12 protein-coding genes are annotated in these 14,750 nt (G+C 71.8%); 4 read left to right on the top strand and 8 right to left on the bottom strand.

What is annotated here, in order from left to right:
* Positions 1-11: 11 nt before the first annotated feature.
* Positions 12-470 (top strand): nuclear transport factor 2 family protein, encoded by a 459-nt coding sequence (locus tag AB0J69_RS14305; RefSeq protein ID WP_364116835.1) that lies wholly within the window; start codon positions 12-14, stop codon positions 468-470.
* Here the strand turns inward: AB0J69_RS14305 and AB0J69_RS14300 are convergent.
* From AB0J69_RS14300 to AB0J69_RS14285, 4 genes are all read right to left on the bottom strand, one after another.
* Entirely contained in the window at positions 463-1,755 is a 1,293-nt protein-coding gene (locus AB0J69_RS14300) for an ArsB/NhaD family transporter (protein ID WP_364116833.1), read from the bottom strand. The genes AB0J69_RS14305 and AB0J69_RS14300 overlap by 8 nt on opposite strands.
* Before the next feature lie 122 nt (positions 1,756-1,877).
* Positions 1,878-2,408 (bottom strand): hypothetical protein, encoded by a 531-nt coding sequence (locus AB0J69_RS14295; RefSeq protein WP_364116831.1) that lies wholly within the window; start codon positions 2,406-2,408, stop codon positions 1,878-1,880.
* A 90-nt stretch (positions 2,409-2,498) separates the two neighbouring features.
* Positions 2,499-3,113, bottom strand: a complete 615-nt coding sequence (locus AB0J69_RS14290) for a DsbA family protein (RefSeq protein ID WP_364117038.1) — start codon at positions 3,111-3,113, stop codon at positions 2,499-2,501.
* Between the two features lie 38 nt (positions 3,114-3,151).
* Positions 3,152-4,756, bottom strand: coding sequence for a pectate lyase (locus tag AB0J69_RS14285; protein WP_364116830.1), 1,605 nt, complete (start codon positions 4,754-4,756; stop codon positions 3,152-3,154).
* 229 nt (positions 4,757-4,985) lie between these two features.
* Here AB0J69_RS14285 and AB0J69_RS14280 point away from each other — a divergent pair, with 229 nt between their 5' ends.
* From AB0J69_RS14280 to AB0J69_RS14270, 3 genes are all read left to right on the top strand, one after another.
* A complete protein-coding gene (locus tag AB0J69_RS14280) occupies positions 4,986-5,849 on the top strand; it encodes a dioxygenase (protein WP_364116828.1) in 864 nt (287 codons plus the stop codon).
* A gap of 100 nt (positions 5,850-5,949) precedes the next feature.
* Complete coding sequence (locus tag AB0J69_RS14275; RefSeq protein ID WP_364116826.1) at positions 5,950-7,779, top strand: ABC transporter ATP-binding protein; 1,830 nt, start codon at positions 5,950-5,952, stop codon at positions 7,777-7,779.
* Positions 7,779-9,602, top strand: a complete 1,824-nt coding sequence (locus AB0J69_RS14270; RefSeq protein WP_364116824.1) for an ABC transporter ATP-binding protein — start codon at positions 7,779-7,781, stop codon at positions 9,600-9,602. Before AB0J69_RS14275 ends, AB0J69_RS14270 begins: the two co-directional genes overlap by 1 nt.
* 255 nt (positions 9,603-9,857) lie before the next feature.
* Here AB0J69_RS14270 and AB0J69_RS14265 read toward each other — a convergent pair whose 3' ends face one another.
* Genes AB0J69_RS14265 through AB0J69_RS14250 form a run of 4 tightly spaced genes read right to left on the bottom strand, consistent with a single transcriptional unit; the run spans position 9,858 to position 14,695 of the window.
* Positions 9,858-10,673, bottom strand: coding sequence for a hypothetical protein (locus AB0J69_RS14265; protein ID WP_364116822.1), 816 nt, complete (start codon positions 10,671-10,673; stop codon positions 9,858-9,860).
* Positions 10,670-12,190: a VWA-like domain-containing protein gene (locus AB0J69_RS14260; protein ID WP_364116820.1), complete on the bottom strand. Its 1,521-nt coding sequence runs from the start codon at positions 12,188-12,190 to the stop codon at positions 10,670-10,672. Before AB0J69_RS14260 ends, AB0J69_RS14265 begins: the two co-directional genes overlap by 4 nt.
* Positions 12,177-13,271: an AAA family ATPase gene (locus AB0J69_RS14255; RefSeq protein WP_364116819.1), complete on the bottom strand. Its 1,095-nt coding sequence runs from the start codon at positions 13,269-13,271 to the stop codon at positions 12,177-12,179. Before AB0J69_RS14255 ends, AB0J69_RS14260 begins: the two co-directional genes overlap by 14 nt.
* Complete coding sequence (locus tag AB0J69_RS14250; protein ID WP_364116817.1) at positions 13,268-14,695, bottom strand: serine hydrolase domain-containing protein; 1,428 nt, start codon at positions 14,693-14,695, stop codon at positions 13,268-13,270. Before AB0J69_RS14250 ends, AB0J69_RS14255 begins: the two co-directional genes overlap by 4 nt.
* Positions 14,696-14,750 lie beyond the last annotated feature (55 nt).

Genomic DNA, 14,750 nt, shown 5'->3' with positions numbered 1-14,750 from the left:
GAGGCCTCGCCATGTCACGCCCACCCGTCCCGCCGTTCACCGAGGAGACCGCCCGCGTCAAGGTCCAGGCCGCCGAGGACGCCTGGAACACGTGCGACCCCGACCGCGTCGCCCTCGCGTACACGGAGGACTCGGTCTGGCGCAACCGCGACGAGTTCGTGACCGGCCGCGACGGGATCAGGGCGTTCCTGCGCCGCAAGTGGGACAGGGAGCTCGACTACGCCCTGCGCAAGGAGTTGTGGGCGGTGCTGGGCGACCGCATCGCGGTCCGGTTCCAGTACGAGTCCCGCGACGCCGCCGGCCGGTGGTGGCGCAGCTACGGCAACGAGCAGTGGGAGTTCGACGAGTCGGGCCTGATGCGGCGCAGGGAGGCCAGCATCAACGACGTGCGCATCGAGGAGTCGGAGCGGCGCATCTTCGGCCCGCGCGGCGACGACGAGCGCGGGGTGGACGTGCTGCCGCTCAGGTGAGGTAGCGCAGCCACAGGTACGGCACCGACAGCGCCACGGTCACCACCGTGACGACCAGCCCGTACTTGGTGAACTGCCAGAAGCTGATCGGCGTGCCGTTGCGGGCGGCGATGCCGAGGATCACGACGTTGGCCGCCGCGCCCACCGCCGTCGCGTTGCCACCCAGGTCGGCCCCGATCGCCAGGGCCCACCAGAGCACCTGGGCGTGCTCGTTGCCGCCGTTGGCCTGGACGAGGTCGGCGACGATGGGGCTCATGGTGGCGACGTACGGGATGTTGTCGATCACGGCCGACAGCCCCGTCGAGGCCCACAGCAGCAACATCGTGGTCAGCGCCAGTTGCCCGTGCGTGGCCGCCGCCGCGGCCTCGGAGATCTGCTTGATGACGCCGGTCTCCACCAGTGCCCCGACCATCACGAACAGACCGGCGAAGAACACCAGGGTGGGCCACTCGACCTCGCGCAGGGCGTCCTCGGTCGTCACCTTCGTCGCCGCCACCAGCACCCCGGCGCCCAGCAGGGCGACGACCGAGGGCTCGTAGTGCAGCACGGGATGCAGCACGAACGCCGCCATGACCAGCGCCAGCACGGCCAGCGACTGCCACAGGAGCCGCCGGTCGGCGATGGCCTCGCGCTCGTTGAGCGTCATGATCTCGGCGGCCAGGTCGGGGTCGTACCTGAAGGACTTCCTGAACAGCCACCGGCACAGCGCCACGAACACCGCCACCAGCACCACGATCAGCGGCGCCATGTGCGCGAGGAAGTCGTTGAAGGTCAGCCCGCCCCGGCTGGCGATGATGATGTTCGGCGGGTCACCGACCAGGGTGGCGGCGCCCCCGATGTTGGAGGCCATGGCCTCGGCGATGAGGAACGGCGTCACGGGCAGCTCCAGCCGCTCGCACACCAGGAACGTCACCGGCGCGATGAGCAGCACGGTCGTCACGTTGTCCAGCAGGGCCGAGGCGCCGGCCGTGATCAGGATGAGCAGCGCCATGAGCCGGAACGGCCGGCCCCTGGCCCGCTTGGCCGCCCAGATGGCCAGGAACTCGAAGACCCCGGTCTGTTTCAGCACCCCGACGATGACCATCATGCCGAGCAGCAGGAAGATCACATTCCAGTCGATCCCGGAATGCTCGTCGAAGAACGCCGCCTGCGCGCCGGTGGCGTGGATCAGCAGCATGATCCCGGCCCCGCCGAGCGCCGCGGCCACCCGGTGCACCTTCTCGGTGGCGATCAGCGTGTACGCCGCCAGGAAGGCGGCCACCGCCACCCACGCCGTGACCGTCACGCCATGACCGGCAGCGGATCAGCGACAAGGCGGCGTACGGGCATCGGCGGTGCTCTCCACGTTCGGCGACCGGGGCATCGGACGGCATATCCCCCGCCAACCTATCAAGCACTACAAACCGGTCACGGGACCCGGATCCACCTCGGGTCGCCGTACCGCTGCTCCAGCCCGTCGGCGGGCAGGTAGTCGGGCGCCGTGCACAGCACGATCCGCCCCTGCACCTCCAGATACCGGATCAGCCCCGCCGCCACCGACAACACCGTCTCGACCCCGCCCTGCCCCTGCGGCATGCGCCCGTCGAGCACCCCCACCACGTCGACGAGCCCGAACTCGTCGGGCAGCAGCGCGGCCACCTCCTTGACGAAGCTCTCGGTGACCCGCGCCTGGATCATCACCGGCCCGGACTCCGACTCGCCGGAGCCCTCGCAACTCGCGCAGCCACCGCTCTCCCGCGGGTTGATGGACAGCTCGCCGGTGCCCAGGCACATGAGGCACCGGCCGTGCTCGGCGGCGTGCCGGGTGGCCGCCTCCCGGTCGGCCAGCGGCAGGTCGCAGCTGCACGAGAAGGCGTTGTAGGTGCCCTTTTCGTAGTCGTGGTAAGCGATCTCGTCGGGGGCGTTGACCCATTCGACGCGGATGACGTGCTCGTCCATGGAGACTTGTGCGCTCTCGTCTGTCACTGGTGACCGGGCACCCAAGATAGCCCGCGCCCCCGGAGGGGATCACGGGATCCGGCAAAGCCGTCACGGTGCGTGAGAGTGATTCAGGTCCGGCTCCTCGTGGGGCCTGCCTTTCAGCTCGTGAAAACCTGGGGTTCCGGCCACCAGCAGCGTCCCGTCCCAGAGCCGGCCGGCCTGCTCGCCGGTGGGCACCCGGGACACGACCGGCCCGAAGAACACGACGCGCCCGCCGCCGCCGTCCGTGACCGCCACGATCGGGGTGCCCACGTGGTCGCCGCCGATCAGGGCCATGGCCTCGGCGTGCGAGGCGCGTACGTCGTCGTCGTGGTCCGTGGACGTCCCGGCGTCGGCCAGCTCGACCGGCAGCCCGGCCACGGCCAGTGCCTCGCGCAGGTCGCCCAGCCAGTCGCCGGTGCCGGTCGTCCACAGCGCTGTGTACAGCCGGCCCAGCGCCTCCTGGCCGTGATCGCGCCGCACGGCCGCGCAGATGCGGACGGGGACCCAGAGGTATCCCTCCGGGTCCCCTTCCGGATCGTCCTCGCGCCCCTCGTTGAGCACCGACAGGCTCATCACGTGCCAGCGCACCTCGACCGGGCGCACCTTCCGCACCTCCAGCAGCCACCGCGAGGTCAGCCACGTGTAGGGGCAGGAAGGGTCGAACCAGAAGTCGGCCACCATGGGGCCGCTCGTCTCCGTCACCCTTCCCAGGGTGCCAGCTAGATCTTCCCGACGCCGGACCCCGCCATGACGGCCGCCTTCACGGAGTTCGGGTCGGCCACGGTGTAGGCGTAGTACGAGCTCGGCTCCTGCACGCTGCCGGAGCAGTCAGGGGCTCCTGACTCGTCGGCGAACACGTTGTTCCTGGCCACGCACCGGCCCGCGGGCCCGGCGTAGGAGTTGCTCACCGGCTCCTCCACCCGCTCGAAGTAGTTGCCCTCGACCAGGCAGCCGGCATTCGCCTGGCAGGCCACGCCGACGTCGGTGTTGTAGACGTAGTAGTTGTTGAACACGTGCACCGGCTCCCCGAACCGCACGCGCGGGTTGCGCTGCGGCGTCCGGTCGAACCAGTTGTGGTGGTAGGTGACCTTGAGCCGCCCGACGTCCTGCGCGCCGTTGCCGTCGTCGTGGCCGAGCAGCATGTTCTTGGTGTGGTCGTGCGTGTGGTTCCACGAGACGGTGACGTACGAGGAGCCGCGCTTGACGTCGATCAGGCCGTCGTAGCCACCGGACAGGTCGTTGTGGTCGATCCAGACGTGGTGGCTGAACATCTGGACGTTGATCGAGTCGTCGCTGGCGTTCCTGAAGACCAGGTTGCGGACGATGACGTTGTGCACGGCGTCGGCCGGGGGTGAGGTGATCGCGTTGTCCGCCGGGAGGCCGATGTTGAGGCCGCCGCCGCTGATGCCCGAGCCGGAGCCGACGCCGATGATCGTCTTGTCGGACGCGACGTCGTACATGCCGGCCGGGACCGTGATCATCCCACGCACGCAGACCGTCAGGGGGCCGCTGCGGGCGATCGCGGAGATCAGCTCGCTCGCCGTGTCCACCTCGACCGTCGGGCCGCCGGCGCCGCCGGTGGTGCCGTTCTGGCCCCAGGCGTTCACCGAGGCGAACCCGACGGGGTTGCCGGGGGAGGTGCAGGTGCCGGCGGGCGGCGGGGTGGGGCTGGTCGGCGGGTCGGTGGGCCCGCCCAGGTCGGACACGAGCACGTCGTCGAACGTGGCGCTCGCGTAGTGACCGGCCAGGCCGGCCCGGCCGGAGGGGAGCGCGCCGTCGGTGGCCGTGACGAGCTGCACGTTGTTCACGAACCCGCGCAGCGTGCTGCCGAACGCCTCCAGCCTGAGGGTGTACCAGGTGCCGGGCACCGCCGAGGCGGCGGCCGAGGCGAGCGTCACCGGAGCGCCGCCGGTCCGCCTGCCCAGGACGACCGAGCCCGCGTCGGTCAGGCCGAGGAAGTAGTAGCTGCTGGTGCTCTGCGCCCGGGCCAGCACCGCGACGTGCCGTCCCGAGCCGTTGAACGCGATCGGCCGCACCCGCGCCTGGACCGCCTGGTCCGTCCACCCGGCGCCGGCCACGGCCCGGGCGTCCGCGCTGGTGCCCGACTGCCGGTACGCCCGGGAGCCGTCGGTCACCACCGACCAGCTCCCGCCGGACCGCGACCAACCGGCGGCGTCACCGTCCTCGAAGTCGTCGCCGAACAGCGTCGCGGCCGACGCGCTCGGCATCCCCAGCAGGGCCGCCGCGACGAGCAGCGCGGCAGTGGTGGCCGCCGCGAGGGCGGCGAGGGATAAGCGGGTCTTGCGTGCTTTGCGTCTGCGCACTTTGGAGCCTCCGGTTCTGCTGGCGACCGGGCCGCGCTCCGCTCGGGCGAGCGTTCGTACGCGCGGCGAGCTTCACACCTTTATGCAACCGATTGTTAGCCGAGTCAATGCGTATGGTGTGCAGTTTTGTTGCATGTCGGCGATCTACTGCAATCGCTTGCCGCCGTGGCGGATGGTCATTTCCGCCGGTCGGGGATACGCTCCCGCTGAGCCGTTCTGAGGAGTACGCGTGACCCCGCTCCTGCGACAGGTCCTGAGCCAGATCGACGGGCCCGACCCCCGCGTCAACGAGGTGGTGGCGGCGCTCGTCAGCCACCTGCACGCCTTCGTCGAGGAGACGCGCCCCACGCCGGAGGAGTGGCTGGCGGGGCTGGCCTTCCTCGTCGAGACGGGCAAGATGTGCACGCCCGACCGCAACGAGTTCATCCTGCTGTCCGACATGCTGGGGCTGACCTCGGCCGTGGACGACGTCAACAACGCCGGGCCGGCGAACATGACCCCCTCCTCCGTGGAGGGCCCCTTCCACTCGCCCGCCCCCGAGCGGAAGCTCGGCGACTGGATCAGCACCGGGCCCGAGCGCGAGCGCGGGGTGCCGACCGTCGTGCACGGGCGGGTGCTCGACTGCGACGGCACGCCGCTGGCCGGCGCGGTGGTGGACCTGTGGCAGGCCAACGACACCGGCCTGTACGACACGCAGGACGACAGCCAGGACACCGGCAACCTGCGCGGCCTGTTCACGACCGACGCCGACGGGCTCTACTGGTTCCGCACCATCCGCCCGAGCAGCTACCCCGTACCCACCGACGGGACCGGCGGCACGCTGCTGCGCGCCATCGGACGCCACCCGATGCGGCCCGCCCACCTGCACTACCGGGTCACCGCCGGCGGCCACCGGCCGCTGATCACGCACGTGTTCCTGGCCGGTGATCCCTATCTGGAGTCCGACGCCGCCTACGCGGTGAAGGAGGAGCTGGTCCGCGAGCCCCGGCCGGGGGCGGGTGAGTGGGGGATGGACGGGCCGTACGAGGAGATCGAGTTCGACGTCAGGCTGGTGCCCCTCGGCTGGGCCGAGGAGAGGGCGAACCCGGCCTGACGAGAGCTGCCGCCCCCGAAACTCGTTGGAAAACTGTCGTACCCCGGTGGTAGAAAACAGTTTCGATGTTCACCGAGCCGGGCCGGGGGAGGCCATGTCTGTGACCACCAGTAGCTCGGAGTTCTCGGTTTCCGGTCCGCCCTACAGCCGGCGCGGCCCGGTCCGCTGGCTCTGGTCCCATCTGCGCCGCCATCCGGTGCACCTGCTCGGGTTCCTCGGCGGCTCGCTCGTCATGACGGTGCTCAACGCCGCGGTGCCGCAGCTCACCGGCGCCGCCTTCGACGCCGTGCTCGGCGGGCAGGGCGACCCGGGCGCCGCGCTCGGGCTGATCGCGCTGGTCCTGCTGGCCATCGTGACGGCCCGCGGCCTGTTCGACCTCGTCGCCCGCCTGTCGAGCGAGGTCCTGGCCAAGCGGCTGGAGCGCGACACCCGCGACGAGCTCTACGTGAGCCTGCTCGGCAAGAGCCAGACCTTCCACAACCGGCAGCGCGTCGGCGACCTGATGGCCCGCGCCGCCAACGACATCAGGCAACTCTCCATCATGATCACGCCGGGCGTCGACCTGATCGTCGACTCCGGCCTCACCGGCCTCGTGCCGCTGTTCTTCATCGCCGCGATCGACCCGCGGCTGCTGCTGGTGCCCGGCGTCTTCGCGGTCTTCTTCGTGGCCGCGCTCTGGCACTACATGCGCCAGCTCAACCCGGTGGCCACCCGCATGCGCGAGCAGTTCGGCGACCTCAACGCCGGGCTCAGCCAGGCCGTGCGCGGCATCGAGGTGATCAAGGTGATGGCGCAGGAGGGGCAGGAGCGCAAGCGGTTCCGCGCCTACGCCCGCCTCTACCGCGACTCCTTCGTGCGCAACGGCCTGGTGCAGGCCCGCTACCTGCCGACGCTGCTGTTCGCCGCGGCGGTCGCCGGAGCCCTGTGGCACGCCCTCTACCTGCAGGGCATCGGCGCGATCACGGTCGGCGACCTCGTGGCGTTCATGGGGCTGATGGTCATGCTCGGCTTCCCGACCCAGATGTCGATCTTCACCTTCTCCCTGGTGCAGATCGGCATCGCCTCCGCCCGCCGGATCCTGAGCATCGTCGCCTCCGAGGCCGAGCTGATGCAGCGCGGCGACGGGCACGCCGCGCCGATCAGCGGCGAGATCGTCTTCGACGACGTGACGTTCGGCTACGACGACGGCGAACCGGTGCTGCGCGGGGTGACGTTCACCGTCAAACCCGGCGAGACGGTGGCGATCGTCGGCGAGACGGGGTCCGGCAAGAGCACGCTGACCAAGCTGGTGCCGCGCATCTACGACGTCACCTCGGGCCGGATCCTGGTGGACGGCGTCGACGTACGCGACTGGGACCTCGACTCGCTGCGCTCCCAGATCTCCACCATCGAGCAGGACATCGTGCTCTTCTCCCGCTCCGTGGCCGAGAACATCGCCTTCAGCCTCGGCCAGCGGGCCGACCGCGAGGCCGTGGTCAGGGCGGCGGAGGACGCGCAGGCCGCCGAGTTCGTGGCCGAGCTCGACGAGGGCTACGACACGGTCATCGGCGAGCGCGGCGTCACGCTGTCCGGCGGCCAGCGGCAGCGGCTGGCCATCGCGCGGGCGCTGCTCACCGACCCCGCGATCCTCGTGCTCGACGACTCCACCAGCGCCATCGACTCCGCCACCGAGGACAAGATCCAGCAGGCCATCGGCCGCATCCTCGACGGGCGCACGACGCTGCTGATCACCCACCGGCTCTCCCAGATCCGCTGGGCGGACAAGGTGCTGCTGCTGCGGCGCGGCGAGCTGGTCGACTGCGGCACGCACGACGAGCTGATCGAGCGGAGCCGCCTCTACCGGCGGATCTTCGCCCACTACGACGAGGCCGGCGTGGGGCCGGACGACGACGCCCCGGTCCTGGCGAGCGAGCAGGGGAGTGCGCGCTGATGGGCTTCATCATGGACGGCCTCGAGGCCGAGGACTACGACCGCACCTACAACGACCGCGACCTGCTGCGCCGGATCCTGTCCTACTTCCGGCCCAAGGCGGGCGCGATGTTCCTGGTCGCGGGCATGATCGTGCTGTCGTCGTTGAGCCAGGCCGCCGTGCCGCTGCTGGCGAGCTGGGTGGTCGACGCCATCGCGGACGGCACGATCGCCCAGGTCGGGTGGCTGTTCGTGGTGGGGCTGCTGATCGCGGGCGCGCTCGGGTGGGTCTTCAACTTCGTCCGCCAGTGGTTCAGCTCCAGGGTCACCGGCGACGTCGTGCTCCAGCTCCGCGAGGACGCGTTCGACGCCGTGCTGGAGCGCGACCTGTCGTTCTACGACGAGACGCCGTCCGGCCGGATCGTCAGCCGGGTGACGTCCGACACCGACGACTTCGCCACGGTCTCCACGCTCACGATGGACCTGATCAGCCAGGTGCTGATGGTCGGTTTCGTCACGGTGCTGCTGTTCCTGCGCAGCGTCGAGCTCGCCCTGCTGACGCTGCTCGTCGTGCCGATCGTGGTGGGGCTCGCGCTGCTGTTCCGCCGCCTGGCCAGGGCCAGCACCCGGCGGGCGCAACGCTCGCTGAGCCGGGTCAACGCCAACCTGCAGGAGACCATGGGCGGCATCACGGTGGCCAAGAACTTCCGCCAGGAGCAGCAGGTCTACGACGAGTTCCGGCCGATCAACCGGCAGAGCTACCAGGTGACGCTGCGGCAGGGGTTCGTCTTCTCGGCCATCTTCCCGGTGCTCTTCCTCGTGGCCGGGCTCGCGACGGTGGGTCTCGTGCAGCTCGGCGGCCTGTCGGTGCTGGGCGGCGGCATCTCCGCCGGTGACTGGTACCTGTTCCTGCAGGGGGTCTCGCTCTTCTGGTTCCCGCTGACGTCCATCGCCGCGTTCTGGTCCCAGTTCCAGCAGGGCCTGTCCGCCTCCGAGCGGGTCTTCGCCCTGATCGATGCCCCGCCCCGCGTGGTGCAGACCGACGCGCAGCCGGCCGGTGAGCTGGCCGGGCGCATCGAGTTCGAGGGCGTCACCTTCGGCTACGACCCGGCCCACCCGGTGCTGCGCGGCTTCGACCTGCGCATCGAGGCGGGCGAGACCGTGGCGCTGGTCGGCCACACCGGGGCCGGCAAGTCCACGCTCAGCAAGCTGATCACCCGCTTCTACGAGTTCCAGGAAGGCCGCCTGCTGATCGACGGCCGCGACATCCGCACCCTCGACCTGGCCTCCTACCGCCGGCAGATCGGCGCCGTGCCGCAGGCGCCGTTCCTCTTCAGCGGCACGGTCGCCGACAACATCCGCTACCCGCGACCGGAGGCCGGCGATGACGAGGTGCTGGCCGCGGCGTCGGCGGTCGGTGGCGGCGACTGGGTCGAGGCCCTGCCCGACGGCCTGCGGACCGACGTCGGCGAGCACGGCCGCGCCCTGTCCATGGGGCAGCGGCAGCTCGTCGCGCTGGCCCGCCTGCTCATCCAGGACCCGGCCATCGTGGTCCTCGACGAGGCCACGGCCAGCGTCGACCCGCTGACCGAGGCCCAGATCCAGGAGGGGCTCGACGTGGTGCTGGCCGGCCGCACCTCGATCGTCATCGCCCACCGCCTGTCCACGATCGAACACGTCGACCGCATCATCGTGCTCGACCACGGACAGATCGTGGAGGAGGGCGACCACGCCACGCTCCTGGCCCAGGGCGGCCGCTACTGCCAGGTCTACAACACCTACTTCCGGCACCAGTCGCCCAACTACCGCGCGGGCGCCGGTTTCGTCCCGGTCAGCTCACCGTGACCGAATAGGCCGCGGTTTCGCCTCCGCGTCCGTTCGCCGTCGCGCGTTCCCGCGTTCGCGCGTCTGCGCCTCCGTGAGTCCACCCGTTCGCCCCGTGCGTCCGAGCCTGCGCCCGGTCGCCCAGGCGCTCGCCCGCCCGCCCGGCCGGGACATCACCACCCGGCCGCCCTGTCGCGCAACGGGTCTCGCCGCCACGGCGAGCGAGTGACGTCCCACCGGGTCGCCGCCCTGCTCGGTGGGGGAAGCCCTTGTTCGTCAGGTGTTGTCGCGCAGGGCGCGGAGGGTTTCGGCCTGTTCGGCGGTGACGCCTCGGGCGCGCTGCTCGACGGCCTCCTCCGGGGTGAGGCCCGCCCCGGCCCAGGATGCGGTCTCCTCGAACGGGATGCCGGCCTGCCACCAGGCCCGCGCGACCGCCATCGGGTTGAGGCCGCGCTGGAGGTAGCGCTTCGCTTCGGCGGGTCTGAGTCCGAGGTCCTGCCACATACGCGCGGTGGGGGCGTCGACGCCGTGCCGGGCCCATGCGATGGCCTCGTCGTCGAGCCAGTCGTCGTTGATGTAGCCGAACAGCAGGAGACCGTCGGCGTTCCCGGCCCGTGCGACGAACCGCTGGGCCCGGTCCTGTGGATCACCGGTCCAGGCTCCGGCTTCGGTCGCGACTCCTCCTCCGGTGAGGGACATGAGGCTGCTGAACGCGTCACCGGGTCCGGAGGTGTCGTCGGCGGGACGTGGCTTGCGTCCGAGCCTGATGTCGAAGGCCTGGTCGGGGGTAAGGCCCCGGCGTTTGAAGTCGATGGCCTCATCGGGGGTGAACTCGTACTCGTGCCAGAGGAGCGCCTCCGCGGCGGTGAGCCCCGCGGCACGGCAGACGGCGAGCGTTTCGGGGGTGACGCGGGCGGTGGCCCACTGCGTGGCCAGGGCCGGGTCGGCGATCCCGGCTCGCCGCCAGGCGGCCGCGTGTGCCGCGGTGAGCCGCCACCGCCACCAGAGGTGTGCCTCGTCGGCCGGGATCCCGGCCGCGCGGTACGGGGCCGGGTCGAAATCGTCGCCCGGCGTGCTGAACGACATCGTCATGACGCTCCTGAGTCAATGAGTACGGTCTCCGCCCACGAAGGCGCATGCCCGGCCGCGTCGAGCAGGCCGACGATCACCCGGGTCCTGGCCGGCGGGCGGTCCGGCCAAGGGGTACGGCCGTCGGTGATCGCGATGATCACGTCCGGCGGCGGCTGCCGCGCCAGAGCCGCGACGAACCCGGCCCGCAGATCGGTGCCTCCACCCCCGCTCAGCCGCAGACGAGGGGTGGTCCCCGGGTCTTCGGTTCTGCCTGGCGGCGGGCCGGGGGTGGTGTCGGGAGGATCTCCGGTTCCGTCTGGTGGCGGTGTGGGGGTGGTGTCGAGGGCTCCGGTGCCGCCCGGCCGAGGGGCAGGGGTGCCGTCGGCTCCTTGGGCTCGGCTCGGGTACAGGTCGGAGACTCGGCCGAGTGTCTGCGGTCGGTACGCCTGCGCGTCGCAGGAGATGACGGTGAACTGCCCTCGCCCGGCACCGATGGCCCGCAGCACTCCGGCGACCTCGGCCAGCGCCTGGCCCAGCATGGTGTCGGTGATCGACCCCGACGTGTCGATGAGGACGGTCACGGCGGGCAGCGGACGGCGCAGGCTGGGCAGGATGACACCGGGCAGCGCGGCGGCCCTGCGTGACGGCCTGCTGTAGGTGTAGTCCACCCGCCCCGCCGCCTGGGCCAGGCCGTGGCGGACCCTGGCGGACAGGTGGCGCCGCCAGTTCACCGTGGGTTCGAGCACGTCGTCCGCCCACCGACGCCAGCCGGCCGGGATGTCGTCGTGGGCGTTCAGCCGTTCGCGGATCCGCCGCGCGGTGTCGAGCGCCGTGAGCCGGGCGCTGGTGGCGGACAGCCCCGGCAGGCCGGAGTCCCAAACCCGCGGCAGACCGTCACAACCACTCCCACAGTCACCGCCACCGTCACCGTCCACGAACCGCACGTCGAGGAGGTCCGGCTCCGGATGGTGGGGGTCTGGGAGGCGGGGGTCGGGGCGGTGCGGGTCGGGATGGTGTGGGTCCGGGGGTCGGTGGGTCGCGGGCTGCTGGGTCGGGGGCTCCGGGGTCTGGGGAGACCCGTTCGGGAGCCTCGCGTCCGAGGCCGACTCCCGTAGGGACTGCCAGTACTGCTCGGCCGTCCCCCCGTCCCGCAGGCCGAGCCGTACGGGAGTCACCGCCTCCGCCGGAAGGGGTACGCCCCCGAACACGTCGTCGTTGATCTCGGCGTCGGCGGCCAGGTTCCAGTCCCGCTGCTCCCGGGCCCCCACCTCGACGGCACCGCCCGGATAACGCCGCGCGTGCTCCCGCAGCAGGTGCGTCACCTGGTGGATCAGCCAGAACCCCACCTCGGGCACGCTCTGCCGCGCCAGCTCCTCCGGCTCCACGTACACGTGCCATCCCGGGTCGGCGGGAAAGCGCCGCAGTGCCGAGGAACCCGGGACCATGACCGGTTCCAGCGCGAGCAGCGCGTTGGCCAGGTAGGGGGCCTGATGGGCGGCCCACACCCGGGCGGCCGCCCACTTCTCAGGACGGTTCATGGAGCAGCCCGGCGGCGCGCAGGATCGGCGTCAGTTCCAGCAGCGCGGCGGGGATCCGGGCGCCGGCGGGCCGGCGACCGGCCAGGGCGCGAGCGGCCAGGGTCGCCACGTCGGGCGCGGTCCGGGCGGCCTTGGCGATCACCCGCCAGGCGGCGTCCCACCGGGACACGTCCCCGTCGGCCACCGCGACGGCCACCACCGAGGTCAGTACGGCGAAGGCCCGATCGGCGCGCCGAGGCAGCTCGAACCCGTCCGGATCGTCGAGCACCGCCACCGGGTCCGGCAGGTCCAGGTGCTCCATCCAGGACAGGAACTCCAGCGCCGCCCCCTCCCCGACCGCCCCGGTCACGAGCGCCGCCAGCACGTCGGGCGAGGCCCGTACGGCATCGCAGGCGGCGATCAGCCGCGCCGCCGCCTCCCACGACCGCGGGCTGGGCCACCCCTGCCCGCCCGCGCCCTGAGCCGGCACCCGCAGCGCCAGCGCGGGCCGTACCTCGAGGAAGGCCGCCACCGTCGCCCGGGCCCGCGTCACCTGCTCGTACGACGCGGGCCGCTCGAAGCCCGTCAGTGGCGGAAGCGGGAACCCCACGGCCAGCCCGCGCGCGATCCGCCGGCCGTCGACCGGCCAGTCGAGGTGCACGAGCCGGTTGGCCAGCGGCGGCGCCAGGTCCCACCCGTCGGCCGCCTCCTCGGGCGGGTTGGCGGCGGCCACGATCCGTACCTTGTCGGGCAGCCGTACGTCACCGACCGCCCGCTCCAGCACCACGCGCAACATCGCCGCCTGCACCGCGGGTGGCGCGGTGGTCAGCTCGTCCAGGAAGAGCAGGCCGTGCCCGGCCGTGAGCAACCGTTGCGCCCATTCGGGCGGCGCCATGCGAACCGTGCCGTCGGAGATCACCGGCAGGCCGGCGAAGTCGGTCGGCTCGCGGATGGAGCCGACGACGACCTCGACGGGCCAGTTCAGGGACTCGGCCAGCGCCACCACGGCGGAGGTCTTGCCGGTGCCCGGGCTGCCCCACAACAACGTCGGTACGCCCGCCGACACCGCGATCGACAGTGCCTCCTGCGCGACGTCGCTCACCTGCTCACCAGCCCGGGCAGGCCGAGCTGCCGCTTCAGCAGCTCCAGCTCGTGGGCGGGCACCTCGCGGCGCATGGTCTCGACGTTGTCCCGCAGCGGGTCGGCGGTCATGCGCACCTCGCCCACCCCCTGCCGGAACGCCTCGGCGTCCCACGGCAGCGCGACGACCGCGGACTCGGCGATCCGCGTGACCTCCTCGGGCGCCGGCGGGGCGGCGATGCCGAGCCGGGTGGTGAGCCGGTCGCCGATCAGCAGCCCGGCCAGGTAGCTGCGCGCCGCCGCGGGGTCGCGTCGCGGACGGGGGTCGGCGCCGTGCACCCAGGCGGTGACGATCTCGGCGACCAGCCGGGCGGCCGCGTGGCTGGGGCGGTCGGACAGGCCGAGGTCGCCGAGGTCGTACTGGTTCGCGGAGATCACCAGAGCCACCCGGTCCTCGGTCCAGCCGCGGGTGAAGTGGCTCCAGCCCCAGAGGTACTCGCCGCCGTGGCCGATGTAGGGGTGCTCGCCGCCGAAGACGTTGAACACGAGCCCGACCGAGTGGTCCTGGCTCGGCCCGGCGAGGGTGCCACCGGACGCCTGCGCCGTGATCATCTGCTCGGCCGTCCCCGGATCGAGGACGCCGCCTCCGCCGTTGAGCAGCGCGAGCACGAACCTGGCGTGGTCGGACGGCGTGCTGAGGGCGGAGCCGGCCGGATAGTCGCCGGGGTACAGCTCGGGGAGGGTGAAGGTGCAGCCGGACAGGGTCGCGTAGCCGGTGGAGCGGCGGGCGAGCAGCTCGGCCGGTACGAAGTCGGGGTGCTGAGCCCTCGGCAACACCGTCGACTCCATCCCCAGCGGCCGGAACACGTGCCGCCGCACCCGTTCGGAGAGCGTGGCCCCCTCGGGATCGAGCAGCTCGACGAGCCGGCCGACCACGGCGATCCCGACGTTGCTGTAGGTGTACCGGGCACCCACCGGCCCCACCCAGAACGGCGCCACCGTGCCCCCGTAGGCGTCGGACCTCCCGGCCTCGAAGACCCGCCGCAGATGCTCCTCCAGCGGCGCGGGCGGCACCCGAGCCCAGTTCCCCATGTTGACGCCCAGACCGCTGCGGTGGGTGAGCAGGTCCCGCAGCGTGATCGGCCGTTCCCCGTACGGGTTGACGACGGGGAAGTGCTCCTCGACCGGGTCGTCCAGCCCGATGAGGCCGCGCTCCACGAGCTGCATGGCCGCCACCCCGGTGTACGTCTTGCAGTCCGACCCCGTCGGCCCCACCGTGTCCACCGTCATGGGCCGGCCGGTGGCCAGGTCCGCCAGCCCGTACGCCCTGGCCAGCGCCACCTCCGTGCCCACACCCACCGCGACCGACAACCCCGGCGTCCCGTAGTGCCTCATGATCTCCGGCACGTACGCGTCGAGCGCCTCGCCCAGCAAGTCAATGTCCATGGCGTCAAGGCTGGCATTGACACGATGAAATCGTCAAGGCGTACGTTGACAGTCA

Origin of the sequence: Nonomuraea sp. NPDC049709 (assembly GCF_040674815.1) — a bacterium.
Classification (GTDB): domain Bacteria; phylum Actinomycetota; class Actinomycetes; order Streptosporangiales; family Streptosporangiaceae; genus Nonomuraea.
This window is presented reverse-complemented; position numbering and strand designations above follow the sequence as displayed.

Coding starts and splice junctions, on each gene's coding strand:
- AB0J69_RS14305 (WP_364116835.1), top strand. CDS start 12: ATGTCACGCCCACCCGTCCCGCCGTTCACCGAGGAGACCGCCCGCGTC.
- AB0J69_RS14295 (WP_364116831.1), bottom strand. CDS start 2,408: ATGGACGAGCACGTCATCCGCGTCGAATGGGTCAACGCCCCCGACGAG.
- AB0J69_RS14290 (WP_364117038.1), bottom strand. CDS start 3,113: ATGGTGGCCGACTTCTGGTTCGACCCTTCCTGCCCCTACACGTGGCTG.
- AB0J69_RS14270 (WP_364116824.1), top strand. CDS start 7,779: ATGGGCTTCATCATGGACGGCCTCGAGGCCGAGGACTACGACCGCACC.
- AB0J69_RS14265 (WP_364116822.1), bottom strand. CDS start 10,673: ATGACGATGTCGTTCAGCACGCCGGGCGACGATTTCGACCCGGCCCCG.
- AB0J69_RS14260 (WP_364116820.1), bottom strand. CDS start 12,190: ATGAACCGTCCTGAGAAGTGGGCGGCCGCCCGGGTGTGGGCCGCCCAT.
- AB0J69_RS14250 (WP_364116817.1), bottom strand. CDS start 14,695: ATGGACATTGACTTGCTGGGCGAGGCGCTCGACGCGTACGTGCCGGAG.